At 66.9% G+C, this 16,208-nt stretch carries 9 protein-coding genes, 1 pseudogene and 1 riboswitch; of the genes and pseudogenes, 2 read left to right on the top strand and 8 right to left on the bottom strand.

What is annotated here, in order from left to right; translation table 11 throughout:
• Positions 1-34: 34 nt before the first annotated feature.
• The 4 genes and pseudogenes from xth to DCO49_RS05025 all read right to left on the bottom strand — a co-directional run bounded on the left by xth (position 35) and on the right by DCO49_RS05025 (position 5,784).
• Positions 35-802, bottom strand: a complete 768-nt coding sequence (gene xth, locus DCO49_RS05040; RefSeq protein ID WP_116863089.1) for an exodeoxyribonuclease III — start codon at positions 800-802, stop codon at positions 35-37.
• Between the two features lie 126 nt (positions 803-928).
• A complete protein-coding gene (locus tag DCO49_RS05035) occupies positions 929-2,335 on the bottom strand; it encodes a coniferyl aldehyde dehydrogenase (protein WP_116863088.1) in 1,407 nt (468 codons plus the stop codon).
• Between the two features lie 270 nt (positions 2,336-2,605).
• Positions 2,606-4,261, bottom strand: a pseudogene (locus DCO49_RS05030) (MFS transporter).
• Positions 4,262-4,356: 95 nt separating this feature from the next.
• Entirely contained in the window at positions 4,357-5,784 is a 1,428-nt protein-coding gene (locus tag DCO49_RS05025) for a DcaP family trimeric outer membrane transporter (protein WP_108770499.1), read from the bottom strand.
• Between the two features lie 244 nt (positions 5,785-6,028).
• On the opposite strand from DCO49_RS05025, the gene acs reads away from it, so the two are divergent.
• On the top strand, positions 6,029-7,972 hold the full coding sequence (gene acs / locus DCO49_RS05020) for an acetate--CoA ligase (protein ID WP_116863087.1): 1,944 nt from the start codon (positions 6,029-6,031) through the stop codon (positions 7,970-7,972).
• A gap of 121 nt (positions 7,973-8,093) precedes the next feature.
• Positions 8,094-8,759 carry a response regulator transcription factor gene (locus tag DCO49_RS05015; RefSeq protein ID WP_005420420.1) on the top strand — a complete coding sequence of 222 codons (666 nt, stop codon included), beginning with the start codon at positions 8,094-8,096 and terminating at the stop codon, positions 8,757-8,759.
• A gap of 54 nt (positions 8,760-8,813) precedes the next feature.
• On the opposite strand, the gene DCO49_RS05010 is transcribed toward DCO49_RS05015, so the two are convergent.
• The 4 genes from DCO49_RS05010 to DCO49_RS04995 all read right to left on the bottom strand — a co-directional run bounded on the left by DCO49_RS05010 (position 8,814) and on the right by DCO49_RS04995 (position 16,177).
• Positions 8,814-9,269, bottom strand: coding sequence for a transposase (locus DCO49_RS05010; RefSeq protein ID WP_116863086.1), 456 nt, complete (start codon positions 9,267-9,269; stop codon positions 8,814-8,816).
• A gap of 269 nt (positions 9,270-9,538) precedes the next feature.
• The gene (gene mntP / locus DCO49_RS05005; RefSeq protein WP_116863085.1) at positions 9,539-10,114 is read right to left on the bottom strand and encodes a manganese efflux pump MntP; all 576 of its coding nucleotides are present in this window, start codon (positions 10,112-10,114) and stop codon (positions 9,539-9,541) included.
• Between the two features lie 10 nt (positions 10,115-10,124).
• Positions 10,125-10,293: riboswitch (yybP-ykoY riboswitch) on the bottom strand.
• Between the two features lie 164 nt (positions 10,294-10,457).
• Positions 10,458-13,904 carry a PAS domain-containing hybrid sensor histidine kinase/response regulator gene (locus tag DCO49_RS05000; protein WP_116863084.1) on the bottom strand — a complete coding sequence of 1,149 codons (3,447 nt, stop codon included), beginning with the start codon at positions 13,902-13,904 and terminating at the stop codon, positions 10,458-10,460.
• Positions 13,905-14,029: 125 nt separating this feature from the next.
• Positions 14,030-16,177, bottom strand: coding sequence for a S46 family peptidase (locus DCO49_RS04995; protein ID WP_116863083.1), 2,148 nt, complete (start codon positions 16,175-16,177; stop codon positions 14,030-14,032).
• Positions 16,178-16,208: the final 31 nt, after the last annotated feature.

Genomic DNA, 16,208 nt, shown 5'->3' with positions numbered 1-16,208 from the left:
CTGCGGTCGCCGGGCATGGCCCGGCGCTACCGCTTCAACCCACTTCCACCCACGCCGGCGCATGGTCGCTGGGGCGTTCCCAGGTACGCGGCTCGCGGTCGATGCCCGAGGCCACCGCACTGGCCTTCAGCGCATCGGAGACCAAGGTCAGATCGATACGCAGGCCCAGGTTGCGACGGAAGCCGGCGGCGCGGTAATCCCACCAGCTGAACACGCCGGCCTCGTCGTTGTGCAGGCGGAACGCATCGTGCAAGCCCAGCTGCAGCAGCTTCTGCAACGCGCCGCGCTCGGCGGTGGAGGTCAGGATGTGGTTCTCGTTCCAGACCTCGGGGTCGGGTACGTCGCGCACGTCCGGTGCGATGTTGAAGTCACCCATCACGATCAGCTTCGGATGGCGTTGCAGTTCCTGCGCGATCCAGGCATGCACCGCTTCCAGCCAGCGCAGCTTGTACTCGTACTTTTCGGTGCCGACGTCCTGGCCGTTCACCACGTACAGGTTGATTACCCGCAGGTCGCCGAAGGTGCCGGCGATGACGCGCTTCTGCTCGTCCTCGAAGCCAGGGATGCCGATCTGCACGTCCTGCGCCGGCTCACGCGACAGCAGGGCTACGCCGTTGTAGGTCTTCTGGCCGGCAAACACGCTGCGGTAGCCCGCGGCGATCAGCGCCGAATCGGGGAACTTGTGGTCCTCCAGCTTGGTTTCCTGGATACCGACGATGTCCGGGCCGAAATCCTTGAGCCACTGCTCCAGGTGCGGCAGGCGGACATTGAGCGAATTGACGTTCCACGAGGCGATTTTCATGGGGGGCATTCTACCCGGGTGGGCCTGGGTTGCCTTGTAGAGCCGAGCCCACGCTCGGCTGCGGTTGAACGACAGAAGGCAGCCGAGCGCGGGCTCGGCTCTACAGGTGAACGTGCCCGCATGGCGTCACCGAACCAGCAGCTTCAACAACCCCGCAATCCTCGAATACGGCGGCCGCAGCCGGTCACTGGCCGCCCAGCGCGACTGCCACAGCACCGGCAGCCGCTTGCTCATGGCATCGAAGCCGGCCCGGCCGTGGTACGCGCCCATGCCACTCGCCCCCACCCCGCCAAACGGCAGGCCGTCGGCGGCGAAGTGCAGCAGCGTGTCGTTGACCGTTACCCCGCCCGCCACCACCTGGCCGAGAATGCGCTCCACCGTGGCCGTGTCATGGCTGAAGGGATACAACGCCAGCGGGCGGTCGCGCGACAGCACATCGGCCAGCGCGGCTTCCAGGTCCGGGTAGGCCCGCACCGGCAGGATCGGCCCGAAGATCTCCTCGCGCATCAGGTCCAGATCATCCGGCGGGTCCAGCACTACCGTCGGCACCAACAGGCGCTCGCGGTCGGCGCGCGCCTGGTCCACCTGCGCCAGCGCAATCACCGGAACACCGCGTTCGCGCGCCTGCGCCAGATAGCCCTGCAGGCGCTGGTACTGGCCTTCGTTGATGATCCGCGTGTAGTCACCCGCATCGCTGAAACCGCCGTAACGCTCGCGCACCTGCTGCTGCAGCGCCTGCACGAACTCACGCTGGCGCGCCGTGTCGATCAGCACGTAGTCCGGCGCGATGCAGGTCTGGCCCGCGTTGAACCACTTACCAGTGGCCAGTCGCGCGGCAGCCTTTTCCAGCGGGAAATCGCGGCAGACAATCGCCGGGGATTTGCCGCCCAGCTCCAGCGTCAGCGGCACCAGATGCTCGGCCGCGGCGGCCATCACCTTGCGGCCCACCGCCGTCGAACCGGTAAACAGCAGATGGTCCAGCGGCAGCGAGGACACCGCCGCAGCCACGTCCGCCCCGCCCTGCACCACTGCTACCCGGTCGAACGGGAACACGCTGGCCAGCAGATCGGCCAGGAACGCGCTGGTGCGCGGGGTGTGCTCGGATGGCTTCAGCAGCACGTGGTTGCCGGCGGCGATGGCCGTGACCAGCGGCACCAGCGCCAGCGTGACCGGGTAGTTCCAAGGTGAGATCACGCCGACCACGCCGAGTGGCGTCGGCCGCAGCTGCGCGCGCGCCGGCCACAGCTTCCATCCCGCCGATGCCCGCTGCGGCTTCGACCAGCGCCGCAGGTGCCGACGCAGATGATCGATGGCCGACAGCACGCTCATGCCATCGGCCAGCTTCGATTCAACGTGGGCGCGGTGGCCGAAGTCCTCGGCGATGGCCTGGGCCATTTCATCCATGCGCGCCTGCAGCGCCTCGCGCAAGCGGCGCAGGTCGGCTTCGCGCTGGTCAAGCGAAGGGCGCTGGGCCTGCCAGGCGCTGCGCAGGGTGTGCAGGATGGCGGGGAGGTCGGCGGCTGAGATGCTCATTCCGCGACTATACGGCGTGCGCACGTGAGGCGGCGGTCTCGATGGGGTCAGATCCCTTTCGCGCGCGAAAGGGATCTGACCCCGGGCGCGAGAGGGCGTGTCGCTTCGGATGCTTGTCAACCGCGATGACGGCATTGAGCGCTGTCTGTTCGCGTCTGCGGAGTTTTGTGCCGCGCGTTGCGCGGTCGCCGAGCATGGCTCGGCGCTACAGGGAAACGAAAAGGCCGTGGTCTTCACCACGGCCTCTCCTTCATCCAATGAACATCATTCTTACTTGGTGATGTCCACGTTCTTCGTTTCACGCAGGAACAGGCCGCCGATCACCACCGACATCAGCGCGATGATGATGGGGTACCACAGGCCGTAGTACAGGTTGCCGGTACCAGCCACCAGCGCGAAGGAGATCGCCGGCAGGAAGCCACCGAACCAGCCGTTGCCGATGTGGTACGGCAGCGACATCGAGGTGTAGCGGATGCGGGTCGGGAACAGTTCGACCAGGTAGGCGGCGATCGGGCCGTAGACCATGGTCACGTACAGCACCAGCAGCCACAGCATGAAGATCGTGCCGGCGATGTTGATGCGCGAGCCATCGGCCTTGGCCGGGTAACCCGCACCGGTCAGCGCGGTTTTCAGTTCGGCACCGAAGGCATCGGCCTTGGCCTTGCTTTCTTCCTTGGTCAGGCCGGCCCCCTCGTACGAGGTGACGCTGGCGCTGCCCACATTGACCATGGCCAGCGAACCGGCAGCGGCCGGCTGCACGTCATACGGCACGCCCGCCTTGGTCAGCGCGGCAGTGGCGATGTCGCAGGAGCTGGTGAACTTACGCACGGCGACCGGATCGAACTGGAACGAGCAGGTGTTCGGATCGGCCACAACCAGGGCCGGTGAGTTGCTGCGGGCCTCTTCGATGGCCGGGTTCGCGAAGTGGGTCAGGCCCTTGAAGATCGGAATGTAGGTGACGGCGGCCAGCAGGCAGCCGGCCAGGATGATCTTCTTGCGGCCGATACGGTCGGACAGCCAACCGAAGAAGATGAAGAACGGCACGCCCAGCGCCAGCGCGGCGGCGATCAGCAGGTAGGAGGTGGTGGCGTCGACCTTCAGCATGCTGCTCAGGAAGAACAGCGCGTAGAACTGGCCACCGTACCAGACCACGGCCTGGCCGGCTGCGGCGCCCAGCAGGACCAGCAGCATCAGCTTCAGGTTGCCGCCCTTCAGGCTGTCACGGAACGGGGTCTTGGAGCCCTTGCCCTCGGCCTTCATCTGCTGGAACAGCGGCGATTCGCTCAGCTGCAGGCGGATCCACACGGAAACACCCAGCAGCAGGATCGAGACCAGGAACGGAATGCGCCAGCCCCAGGCTTCGAAGGCTTCGTTGCCCAGGAAGTAGCGGCAGGCCAGGATGATCAGCAGCGACATGAACAGGCCGAGCGTGGCCGTGCACTGGATGAAGCTGGTGTACAGGCCACGCTTGTCTGCCGGGGCATGTTCGGCCACGTAGGTCGCAGCGCCACCGTACTCACCGCCCATCGCCAGGCCCTGGGCCAGGCGCAGCACGATCAGGATGACCGGTGCGGCGAAACCGATCTAGGCGTAGTTGGGCAGCACGCCGACCAGGAAGGTCGAGATACCCATGATGAGGATGGTGACCAGGAAGGTGTACTTGCGGCCGATGCGGTCGCCGAGGCTGCCGAAGAAGGCCGCGCCGAACGGACGCACGAAGAAGCCGGCGGCGAAGGCCAGCAGGGCGAAGATCATGCCCGTGGTTTCGTTGACGCCACTGAAGAACTGCTTGGCGATGATCGCGGCAAGCGAGCCGTACAGGAAGAAGTCATACCACTCGAAAACGGTGCCCAGGCTGGACGCGAAGATGACCTTCTTGTGGCCCTGGGTGAGTTGGGCTTTCGCCGGTGCAGGTGTTGTTGACATGGGATGCTTCCCCTCCGAAGCAATCGTTGTTGGTGGGTGCCGACCGTTGATCGGCACTCGATCTAGGCAGGTACCGACCGTTGGTCGGCACCTATTCAGAAGCTGTACTTCGTGGTGAACTGCAGACGGTTGATGTCGCCCTTGCGCCCATCTTCGATCTCACGCACGCCGTACATGTACTCGGCACCGATATCGACCTTGGGCATCGGCGTGTAGAAGATGTTGCCGCGGATGCTCTGCACGCTCTTGGTGACCAGCGGCCCCAGGCTGCCATCGTTGTCGTAGTCGCTGCGGGCGTAGATCAGGTTGGTGCGCAGCTTCGGCGAGAAGGCATGGCGCCAACCCACGTAGCCGGCCAGCACGCCGGTCGGGTTCAGTTCGTCGCGGGCGATGTCATAGGCGGTATCCGCAGTGACGCCCAGGCCGATGTAGCGGGCGATGCCCTCGCCACCGGTCAGCTGGTAGTGCAGCGAATCGTTGCCGCCCATCACCCACTTGCCGCCCAGGGTCAGGCCGCCAGCCACCTTGTCGGCCTTGGCGCCGGTAGCCTGGTTGTCGACCTTCAGCTGGCGGACGATGCCGCCGACGCCGAAGGTGCCCCAGTCACCCTTCCAGCCATAACGCATCGTCAGGTCGGGCAGGCTGCCACGGTCGGAGTTGGCGCTGGCGTTGGTCCACACGCCGGTGACCGGATTGCGGGTACCGGTAAGGGTGGTGGTTTCCGGGTTTTCCAGGGCGACGCTGAAGCCGCCCTGGGTGTAGCGCACCTGGGCCTGGCGCACGAACACCACGCCATCGGTCGGGCCGACGAAGTCGACCGCTTCCGGCAGTGCCGCCGCATCCATGAAGTTGGACCAGGTCTGGCCGGCCAGCCAGTTGTTCCAGTACATGTAGGCGTGGCGCAGGGTCACGCCGTAGGTGTTGGTGGCGGTCTGGTTGCCCAGCGAGTTGCCGAAGAAGTCCATCTCGAACATCGCACCGGCCTTGTTGCCCGATTCGCTGACGTTGTCGATGCCGATGTTGAAGCGCGAGAACTTGGCGTGGGCGTTGTAGTCCACGTCCGAGCGCTTGCCCGAGCCGCCGGCACCGGCCACCGGGGTCTGGCCGGGCAGGTACAGCGCGCGGCCGGTGGCATCGTCGGCCAGCTGGCCATCGCTGGTCTGGGTGGCCATGAAATCGGCCTTGATGAAGCCGCCGATCTTGACCGTGGTGCCCGGCGCGGCGCCCGGGGTGATGGTGGTGACCTGGATCGGCTGCTTGCCGGCCGGCACCTGCGCGACCGGCTTCTGCTCGGCCTGGACGGCGCGGACATCGGTCACGGCCTGCTGGGTCTGCACGATCTGGGTCTGCTGTTGCTGCTGCGAGGACAACAGCGCCTGGACCTGGCGCTCCAGCTCGGCAACGCGTGATTCAAGCGCTTTCTCTTTGGCGGTCTCTGCGAACGCCATGCCCGGTGCGACCAGGGCGACCAGCAGGCAGGCCGCCAAAGGTTTGCGCACGGCTTTCAACGTACGGTGGCTCATGTTGCCCTCTCTCCCAAGTGGCAAGGTGATGCCGCGCGTGGGGCACGGTCGAGCCGAGACTGCGGGGCGTTTATGTATAGCGGTATTCGCCATTGGTCGAACCCGGGCCTGCAGGGCACCGACTTTCGACCATGGTCTAAGCGCCGTGGTGACGCGACCGGGGGTGGATGGGGCAAACTGGTGGCGGAGGGTCGTTGCGATGCTGCGACCGCACATACAAAGTCAACGTGCAAGTGAGGGTGCCATGGCTGATATCTACCCCGTCGATCCGCAGTTCGCCGCCAAGGCACGCATCGACAAGACGTCTTACGAGCAGCAGTACCAGGCTTCGGTGTCCGACCCGGATGCATTCTGGGGCAAGGCCGCCGAACGGCTGGACTGGATGCGCAAGCCGACGAAGATCAAGAACGTCAGCTACGACCTGGCCGACTTCCACATCCAGTGGTTCGAGGACGGCGAGCTCAACGCCAGCGTGAACTGCCTGGACCGCCAGCTCGAGAAGCGCGGCGACAAGACCGCCCTGCTGTTTGAACCGGACGGCCCGGACGCACCGGCCCAGCACGTGACCTACCGCGAGCTGTACGAGCGCACCTGCCGCCTCGGCAACGCACTGCGCAACCTGGGCGTCAAGAAGGGCGACCGGGTCACCATCTATCTGCCGATGATCGTCGATGCGGCCGTAGCCATGCTGGCCTGCGCGCGCATCGGCGCGATCCACTCGGTGGTATTCGGCGGCTTCGCTCCGAACTCGATCGCCGACCGCGTCAGCGACTGCCAGAGCAAGCTGATCATCACCGCCGACGAAGGCCTGCGCGGTGGTCGAAAGATTCCGTTGAAGGCCAACGTCGATGCCGCGCTGAAGCTGCCGGGCACCAACACGGTTGAGACCGTGCTGGTGGTGCGCCACACCGGCGGCGCGGTCGACATGCAGGCCCCGCGCGACCGCTGGTTCCACGACGTGGTGGACAGCCAGCCGTCCACCTGCGAGCCCGAACGCATGAACGCGGAAGACCCGCTGTTCATCCTCTACACCTCCGGTTCCACCGGCAAGCCGAAGGGCGTGCTGCACACCACCGGCGGCTACCTGCTTTACGCGGCCTACACCCATGAAGCGGTGTTCGACCTGCGCGAGGACGACATCTACTGGTGCACCGCCGACGTCGGCTGGGTCACCGGCCACAGCTACATCGTGTACGGCCCGCTGGCCAACGGCGCGACCTCGCTGATGTTTGAAGGCGTGCCGAACTATCCGGACACCTCGCGCTTCTGGAACGTGATCGACAAGCACAAGGTGACGATCTTCTACACCGCCCCGACCGCCATCCGCGCACTGATGCGCGAGGGCGAGGAGCCGGTGAAGAAGACCTCGCGCGCCTCGCTGCGCCTGCTCGGCAGCGTCGGCGAGCCGATCAATCCGGAAGCCTGGCGCTGGTACTACGAAGTGGTCGGCGACAGCCGCTGCCCGATCGTCGATACCTGGTGGCAGACCGAAACCGGCGGCATCCTGATCTCGCCACTGGCCGGCGCGATGGACCTCAAGCCGGGTTCGGCCACCCTGCCCTTCTTCGGCGTGCAGCCGGCGCTGGTCAATGCCGATGGCGAAGTGCAGGACGGCCCGACCGAGGGCAACCTGATCATCCGTGATTCCTGGCCGGGCCAGATGCGCACGGTGTACGGCGACCACCAGCGCTTCATCGATACGTATTTCCGCACCTACCCGGGCAGCTACTTCACCGGCGACGGTTGCCGCCGCGATGAGGACGGCTACTACTGGATCACCGGCCGCGTGGACGATGTAATCAACGTGTCCGGCCACCGCATCGGCACCGCCGAAGTGGAGAGCGCACTGGTGTCGCACCCGAAGGTGGCCGAGGCCGCGGTCGTCGGCTTCCCGCACGACGTCAAGGGCCAGGGCATCTACGCCTACGTGACCCTGGTGGCCGACGAGGCCCCCAGCGACGAGCTGCACAAGGAACTGGTCGCCTGGGTGCGAAAGGAAATCGGCCCCATCGCCACGCCGGACCACCTGCAGTGGGCGCCGGGCCTGCCCAAGACCCGTTCGGGCAAGATCATGCGCCGCATCCTGCGCAAGATCGCCGAGAACGCGCCGGACCAGCTTGGCGACACCTCGACCCTGGCCGATCCGTCGGTGGTGGCGTCGCTGGTGGACGAGCGCAAGGTCCGCTGATGGCGTGACTGCAGGCGCAGGACGCGCCAGGGACGTGGCCGGGAGGAGGGACCCGGCCGCGTCCGACCCGTCCTGCACCTGCCATCACGTCGCTCTTTTTCCTGATCGATAAGCTCGACCCATGACCACCCTCCTGATTGCCGATGACCACCCGCTGTTCCGCGAAGCCCTGCGTGGGGCCGTGCAGCGGGTCATCCCGGGCGTACAACTGTTCGAGGCCGACAGCGTGGAAGCACTGTACGCGCTGGCCGATCAGCACAACGACGCCGACCTGGTCCTGATGGACCTCAACATGCCTGGTGCGCAGGGCTTCAACGCACTCGTGCACATGCGCTCACTGCATCCGCAGCTGCCGGTGGTGGTGGTGTCCGCGCGCGAAGAAGCCACGGTGATGCGCCGCGCGCTCGACCACGGTGCGCTCGGCTTCATTCCCAAATCGGCCGACTCGGACACCATCGGCCATGCACTGGGCACCATCCTCGATGGCGAGACCTGGGCACCGCCGGAAGCGCACAACGTGCCACCCACCGGCAGCGAAGAACGCGAAGTCGGCCAGCGCCTGCGCGAGCTGACCCCGCAGCAGTTCCGCGTCCTGCAGATGCTCGGCGCCGGCCGCTTGAACAAGCAGATCGCCTACGACCTCAACGTCTCCGAAGCGACGATCAAGGCCCACGTCACCGCGATCCTGCGCAAGCTGGGCGTGACCAACCGTACCCAGGCCGTGCTGATGGCCGGCAAGCTGGCCATCGACGACGACGCCATCGTGCTGCCGCCGGAAGAAGACTGAGCCCACCGTTGTAGAGCCGAGACCATGCTCGGCTGCTGTTCGCCGAAGGCCGCGCTACTCCCGCAGAGGCCATCTGCTCCAGGCGTGGGGGTACTCGCCAAGAAACGTAGCGAGACCGGCACGAACCGGATTGGCCGCAATGTACATCGCCTGCGTGCGCAGGCATTCATCGCTGCGCAGCGCGTGGTCGTAGTAGCCCGGCTGCCAGATCGGCGCGTTGGCCTCCACCTGCCTGGCGATGGCTCGTCCGCTTCTGGACTTGAGGATCTGCATGCATCCGGCGAGCGTTCCGCGTCGCAGTTCGATCAGCCAGTGCAGATGGTCCGGCATGATCACCCACGCCAGGGAACACGTCCGCCCCGTTCGTTCTACCGTACGGAGTGCCTCGATCAGAAGGTCAACGTTGGCTTCATCGTCGAACCAGCGTCGACGCGCGTATGTCACAGCGGTGATCGCATAGACATTGCCGGTCTGCGACCACCGGCCAATACGGAGTGCGGGGCTGGACATGCCCGAAGACTATGCTGCGCCCAACAGGCTCTCCATCGGGGCAACACCGCATAACTTGTCGGCCGATGCCCCGCTGTAGAGCCGAGCCCATGCTCGGCTGCTGTTCGCCAAAGACCGCGCTACGCGCGTGAGCCGAGCGCAGGCTCGGCTCTACAGGACTTCGCGGCGCCTGCCTTTGTAGAGCCGAGCCCATGCTCGGCTGCTGTTAGCCAAAATCCGCGCTGCGCGCGTGAGCCGAGCGCAGGCTCGGCTCTACAGGACTTCGCGTGTTACGCCACGCCGTGCAGATGTTCGTACAGGATCGTCGAACCGATGATCACCAGGATCACGCCGCCGATGATCTCGGCGCGCTTGCCGACCATGCCACCCAGCACGCGGCCGAGCATGATGCCGGCGGTGACCATGGTCAGCGTGCACAGGCCGATGACCGCAGCCATCACACCGATATGCACGTCCATGAAGGCCAGGCCGATGCCCACGGCCATCGCATCGATGCTGGTGGCGAATCCGGTCAGTGCCAGCTTCCAGAAACCGTGATGCTGCGAGGGATCCTCGTCCTCTTCAGCGCTGTCCGGGCGCACGCCGTTGATGATCATGTGCACGCCCAGCGCGACCAGCAGGCCGAACGCGATCCAGTGGTCGAAGGCTTCCACGTATTGCAGGGCGGCACGGCCGAGCAGCCAGCCGATGATGGGCGTGATCGCCTCGATGACGCCGAAGATGATGCCGGCGCGCAGTGCATCGCGGAATACCGGCTTGCGCATGGCCGCACCCTTGCCGATCGCGGCAGCGAAGGCATCGGTAGACATGGCAAAGCCGATCAGGAGGATCGAAACAGGAGACATTGGCGGCTGCTGAAGGTCGGGCAAGGACGGACGCACGGCTCGCGCTCGCGCCCAACCTGACGTTGCGCGCGCGGGCCGCTGGTCTCGCCAACCATCATGGTTGTCCACGCCACGGCGCACTGGCCGAGTATGTTGACGTGGACGATTCCTGCGTAGGAATCCGGCTACTCCCCAAGGGGACGCGAAGCTTAGCATCGCGATCCGCGCGTGGCGCATTTCCGGGCAAACGCGCAGGCAGGGCTGGTTTGTATAGCGAAGGCTATATTGCGGCGAAAATTACAGGGGCGCGGTGCGATCCAGCCGAGCATGGGCTCGGCTCTACAAGGGGCTTCGTGGCCCGGCGTTACCTCGCGTCGCGCAGCGCGCCGAGGAACGCGCGCAGCGAGGCCGGTTTGATCGGCTTGGTCAGCACGCGGTAGCCGCGTTCGCGGGCCATGCGCTTCAGTTCATCGCGGCCGTCGGCGGTCAGCAGCGCGCCCGGCAACGGGTAGCCGGCCGCTTCGCGCAGTGCCACCAGCGCGTCCAGGCCATCCATGCGGTCGTGCAGGTGGTAGTCCACCAGCATCACCTGCGGCTGCTCGGCCACCTTCTCCAGCGCCTGGTCCACGGTCGATGCGGTGATCACCTGCACCTGCCAGCGGCCCAGCAGCGCACGCATGCCGTCGAGGATCTCCTCGTCGTTGTCCACGCACAGCACGCGCATGCCGGCCAGCGAATCGCTGCGCACCGGCTGTGGGGTCGCCTGTGCAGCGGTCACCGGCTCGGTGTAGCCCGGCAGCGGCGCCACCCGCGGCAGGATGATCGAGAACATCGAACCGCTGCCGACCCGGCTGCGCGCATTGAGGCGATGGTCGAGCAGGCGCGAGATGCGCTGGCAGATCGACAGGCCCAGGCCGAGGCCCTGCTCGCCCCAGTCGAACGGCTGCTGGTAGCGGTGGAATTCGTCGAAGATCTGCCGCATGTGGTGCTCGGGGATACCGGGGCCGGTATCCCACACCTGCAACTCCACTTCGTCGCCGCGCTGGCGCACGGCCAGCACGATGCGGCCCTGCCGCGTGTAGCGCAGCGCATTGGCCAGGAAGTTCTGCAGCACACGGCGCAGCAGGCGTCGGTCGCTGCGTACCCAGGTGGTGCGTGCGAACAGGTCCAGGCGCAGGCCGCGACCGGCGGCCACCGGCGTGTACTGCGCTGCCAGCTCGCGCATCAGCGCGCTGACGTCGAACTCGCCGATCACCGGATGCAGGCCACCGGCGTCCAGTCGGGACACGTCCAGCAGGCCATCGAGCAGCTCTTCGGCCGCACGCAGCGAAGCATCCACGCGCTCGGCCAGATGCTTCTGCTCCTCGCTCACATGATCGCTGTCACGCAGCGCCGACGCGAACAGGCGCGCGGCGTTCAGCGGCTGCAGCACGTCATGGCTGATCGCCGCCAGGAAACGCGTCTTCGACTGCTGCGCGACCTCGGCTTCGTGCGAGCGTTCGGCCACGCGCTGTTCCAGCGTTTCGTTGGCTTCCAGCAGCGCTTTTTCCGCGTGCTTGTAGTCGGTGATGTCGTTGTAGCTGGTCACGTAACCGCCGCCAGGCAGGGCCTGGCCGCGCATCTCGATCACCTTGCCGTCGCTGCGGGTGCGTTCGAAGACATGCGGTGAACCGGCGCGCATGTAGCCGATGCGACGGTTGATCTGCACTTCGATATCGCCTTCGCCGAGCTCACCGCGTTCGGCGTTGTAACGGATCAGGTCGGCCACGGGGCGGCCCACGTACAGCATGCCGTCGGGGTAGCCGAACATGTCCTGGTAGCGGCGGTTCCAGGCGGTGAGGCGCATGTCCGGGTCGACCACGCTGACACCCGCGCTGATGTTTTCCAGCGTGGTGGACAGGATCTCGCGGTTGAAGCGCAGCTCCTGCCCAGCTTCGTCCAGCACCGCCACCACTTCGCCGAGGTCCATGCCCGAGCCGCGCAGCAGGCTGGTCAGCAGCAGGCGCGCGGACGCGGCGCCGATGGACGCGGCCAGCAGGCGCTCGGTGAACTGCACCCACGGCCGGTCCGCCGGCGCCGTCGACTGCAGCTCGCGCCCCAGCGACTGCGCCTGTTCGAAGAACGAGCGCCGTGCGTGGCGCTCGCCGACCACGCGCGAGGCCAGCGCCAGCAGGTCGCCCACGTGCACATGGCCGGGCCAGCCGCCCGCCACCGAGGGTCGCTCGGCATAGGGATCGAGGAAGGGCGCGGCGCGCAGGCGTTCGTCCACACCCGGACGCCAGCGCGCGGAGACCAGCATCATCGTGGCAACGTTGACCAGCAGCGACCAGAACGTGCCATGGGTCAGCGGGTCCCAGCCGGTCATGCCGAACAGCTGCTGCGGGCGCAGCCACTCCACGCCGAACGGCCCGTGCCGCACCCAGGTCGCATCCACCCATCCAGCCATGGTCATGGCCGGCAGCAGCAGCGTGTATATCCACGTGGCAAAGCCCAGCACCATGCCGGCCTCGACGCCGCGACGGCTGGCGCCGCGCCAGTACAGGCCACCGATCAGGCCCGGCGCGAACTGCGCCACCGCAGCGAAGGCCATCAGGCCGTACGAGGCCAGGCTGCTGTCGTTGCTGCTGCTGCGGTAGTAGCTGTAGGCCATCAGCGCCAGCAGCAGGATCGCCATGCGGCGGATCCACAGCACGCGCGAGGCCATGTCGGCCGCTTCCTGGTGGTCGCCGCTGCGGCGCAGCAGCACCGGCATCACCAGATCGTTGCTGACCATGGTGGCCAGCGCGATCGAGGCCACGATGACCATGCCGGTGGCGGCCGAGAAGCCGCCGACATAGGCGATCAACGCCAGCGCGTTGCGCCCTTCGGCGAGCGGCAGGGCCAGCACCATCGCATCATCGGCCACGCTGCCGCCGGTGCCGAACAGGGTGACGCCGGCCGTGGCGATCGGCAGCACCATCGCCGAGATCAGCACCAGGTAGCCGCCGAACATCCAGCGCGCGCGGCGCACGTCACGCACGTCACCACACTCCACCACGGCCACGTGGAACTGCCGCGGCAGGCAGATGATGGCCAGGAAACTGAGCAGCGTCTGCGAGATGAAGCCCACCGGCGGCAGGCCGGTGAACAGCGTATGCACCGACTGCACCACCGCATCGGTGCGGTTGCTCAGCCACAGGTAGGCGAACACGCCCACCGCCAGCATCGCCAGCAGCTTGATGACCGATTCGAAGGCGATGGCCAGCATCATGCCGTGGTGGTGCTCGGTGGCATCGACCTGGCGGGTACCGAACAGGGTCGCGAACAGGGCCATCAGCAGCGCCACGTACAGCGCCGGGTCGGTGAAGAAGCCGGTGGGGCCGGTGTTGCCGGTCAGCACCTGCAGGCTCATCGCCACCGCTTTGTACTGCAGCGCCAGGTACGGGACGATGCCGATCAGGGCGATGATGGCTACCAGCGCGGCCAGCCGCCGCGAGCGGCCGAAGCGCGAGGAGATGAAATCGGCGATGGACACCACGTTCTGGCTGCGCGCCACCAGCGCCAAGCGCTCGATGATGCGCCAGCCGAACAGCAGCATCAGCAGCGGGCCGATGTAGATCGGCAGGTAGCCCACGCCGTGGCGCACCGCGGTGCCTACCGCGCCGTAGAAGGTCCACGACGAGCAGTACACGGCCAGCGCCAGGCTGTAGACGACCGGCCGCAGCCACGGCCGGTCGGGATACATCGGCCGACGGTCGCCCCACCACGCCACGCCGAACAGCAGCGCGGCATAGGCAACCGAGACCAGCAGCAGGATCCAGCTGGAGACCACGCGCGCGTTTCCGTCAGGACAGGGGCCAGTAGATCACGACCGTTGGGCGGGATGGTAGGTCACGACCGTTGGTCGTGACGGAGCATCCGTGCCCAGCAACGGTGGGCACCCACCCGCAACCGGCGTTATTCCGCCGGGACGCCCATTTCCTTCAGCAGCTCCGGCGCCGGGTAGACCTTGGCCAGCAGCCAGCGCAGGTAGCGCATGTCCACGTGCACGGCACGCTTGAAGCGCGGGTCGAACCACCAGCTGGCGCTGACCGATTCCCAGTTGCTGTCGAAGTTCAGGCCGATCAGTTCGCCCTGGGAGTTGAGCACCGGCGAGCCGGAGTTGCCGCCGGTGGTGTCCAGGTTGGTCAGGAAGTTGACCGTCTGGGTCTTCAGCGCCGGGTCGGCGGTGCTGCCGAAATCACCCTTGGTGATCGCCGCCAGCAGCGGCTTGGGCGCATCGAACGGGTAGGCGTTGGTGTTCTTCTCGACGATGCCGGCGACAGTGGTCACCGGCGAGTAGGTCACGCCGTCACGCGGGTGCAGCGCTTCGACCTTGCCGTAGCTGATGCGCAGGGTGCGGTTGGCATCCGGGTACACTGCGCGGCCCTGCTTGGCACGCCAGGCGAACAGCGCCTGCATGTAGGCCGGGCGCAGGCGCAGCTGCTCGCCTTCGCGGGTCTTGCTCTCGTTCTCGATGCGCAGCTGCGCGGCCACCAGCGGGCCGGCCACGGCGATCAGCGGATCGGCGGCCAGGGCCTTGCCTTCGCGGGCAGCGGCGAAGCGGGACAGGCGCTGTGCCTCGTCACCCAGCTGGGTGCCGGCGTACAGGCCGTCCAGGGCCTTGGCCAGCTGTTCCGGCGTGCGGCCGAAGGCGGTGTCGAATTCGGCCACGCGCTGTGCGTCCGGCAGCTGCTGGTAGCGGGCCAGCAGGCGGGTCAGAAGGGCCTTCTCGACCTCCGGTGCGTAGCGGCGCTGCACCTGCTTCAGCACGCCTTCGATCATCGTCTGGTCGCGCTGCTGGTAGCCGGTTTCGCGCTGCGCGTCCGGCTTGGCCGATTCGATGCGCAGGCGTTCCAGCAGCAGCGCCGAACGCAGCAGCTGGGTCTGCAGGGCCATCTGGTCCAGCAGCAGGTCGCGCTCGCCCACCGCCGCACCCTGCGACAGGTTGGCCAGCAGCGCGTTGATGTCGGCCTGGTACCTGCGATCGGTGGCCGCCAGCATGGCGGTTTCGTCGGCCGCACGCTGGGCCTTGGCGTCGCTGCGCAGCAGGCCTTCCAGCTCACCGGCGGCGCGCTTGCGGTTGTTCTTCAGCGACTGCAGCTGCGAGGCGTAGCGGGTACGTGCCTGCGCATCGTTGGCGCTGGCCGCCTCGATGGTGTCGATCATCTGCTGGAACACCGAGACGCGGCGCGGCAGCACGGTGTCGATCTGGCCGGCGAATTCGGCCGCGGTGCGGTGGCGGTAGGTAATGCCCGGGTAACCGGCTAGCATCGCGTAATCGCCTTCCTTCGGCCCTTCCACCGACATCTGCAGGTGCGCTGGGGCCTGGTAGGGCACGTTGTCCTTGCTGTAGGCGGCCGGCTTGCCGTCCTTGCCGACGTAGGCACGCAGCAGGGTGAAATCGCCGGTGTGGCGCGGCCACATGAAGTTGTCGATCTCATCGCCGTAGTTGCCGATCGCGCGCGGCGGCGCGTAGACCAGGCGCACGTCGCTCAGTTCCAGCTGGGCGATGCGGTAGAAATCGGTGCCGTAGTACATGTTGGCCACCGAGCAGCGCACACTGCCGTCCTTCTCGCACTCGGCCACGATCTGCTTGCTGGCCGCATCGACGGCGTCGAAGTAGGCGCGGCCGGTCTTGCCCTTGGCCTGGGCCAGCACCTGGTCGGTCACCTTGTCGAAGCCAACGGTGACCAGCACGCGGAAGTCGGGATTGGCCGGGCGCTCGTCGGCGCGGCCCTGGGCGATGAAGCCGCCGTTGATCAGGTCGTGCTCGGGCGAGCTGTTGTACTGGATCACGCCCATCGCCACGTGGTGGTTGGTCAGCAGCAGGCCGTCGGCGGAAACGAACGAAGCGGTGCCACCGCCGGCACGCACCACGGCGCTCAACGGCGGTGCGGTGACGTTGGCCAGCTCGGCCGGGTTGCCCTTGAAACCGGCCGCCTTCAGCGGCTTGGCCAGCTCCGGCAGCTGGGTCGGCATCCACATGCCTTCATCGGCATGGGCGCCTGCGGCGAGGGTCAGGCCCAGGGCCAGGGCGGCAGGAAGGGTTTTACGGGCAGACATCGGCGTTTCCGGCAGTACAGAACAGCCCGGG

Origin of the sequence: Stenotrophomonas sp. SPM (genome assembly GCF_003105135.1) — a bacterium.
GTDB lineage: Bacteria > Pseudomonadota > Gammaproteobacteria > Xanthomonadales > Xanthomonadaceae > Stenotrophomonas.
Note: the sequence above shows the minus strand (reverse complement) of the source record. Positions and strands in the feature narration are given on the sequence as shown.

What these genes read in the sequence shown, in the direction of transcription:
- xth (WP_116863089.1), bottom strand. Translation starts at nt 802, where the DNA reads ATGAAAATCGCCTCGTGGAACGTCAATTCGCTCAATGTCCGCCTGCCG.
- DCO49_RS05035 (WP_116863088.1), bottom strand. Translation starts at nt 2,335, where the DNA reads ATGAGCATCTCAGCCGCCGACCTCCCCGCCATCCTGCACACCCTGCGC.
- DCO49_RS05025 (WP_108770499.1), bottom strand. Translation starts at nt 5,784, where the DNA reads ATGAGCCACCGTACGTTGAAAGCCGTGCGCAAACCTTTGGCGGCCTGC.
- acs (WP_116863087.1), top strand. Translation starts at nt 6,029, where the DNA reads ATGGCTGATATCTACCCCGTCGATCCGCAGTTCGCCGCCAAGGCACGC.
- DCO49_RS05015 (WP_005420420.1), top strand. Translation starts at nt 8,094, where the DNA reads ATGACCACCCTCCTGATTGCCGATGACCACCCGCTGTTCCGCGAAGCC.
- DCO49_RS05010 (WP_116863086.1), bottom strand. Translation starts at nt 9,269, where the DNA reads ATGTCCAGCCCCGCACTCCGTATTGGCCGGTGGTCGCAGACCGGCAAT.
- mntP (WP_116863085.1), bottom strand. Translation starts at nt 10,114, where the DNA reads ATGTCTCCTGTTTCGATCCTCCTGATCGGCTTTGCCATGTCTACCGAT.
- DCO49_RS04995 (WP_116863083.1), bottom strand. Translation starts at nt 16,177, where the DNA reads ATGTCTGCCCGTAAAACCCTTCCTGCCGCCCTGGCCCTGGGCCTGACC.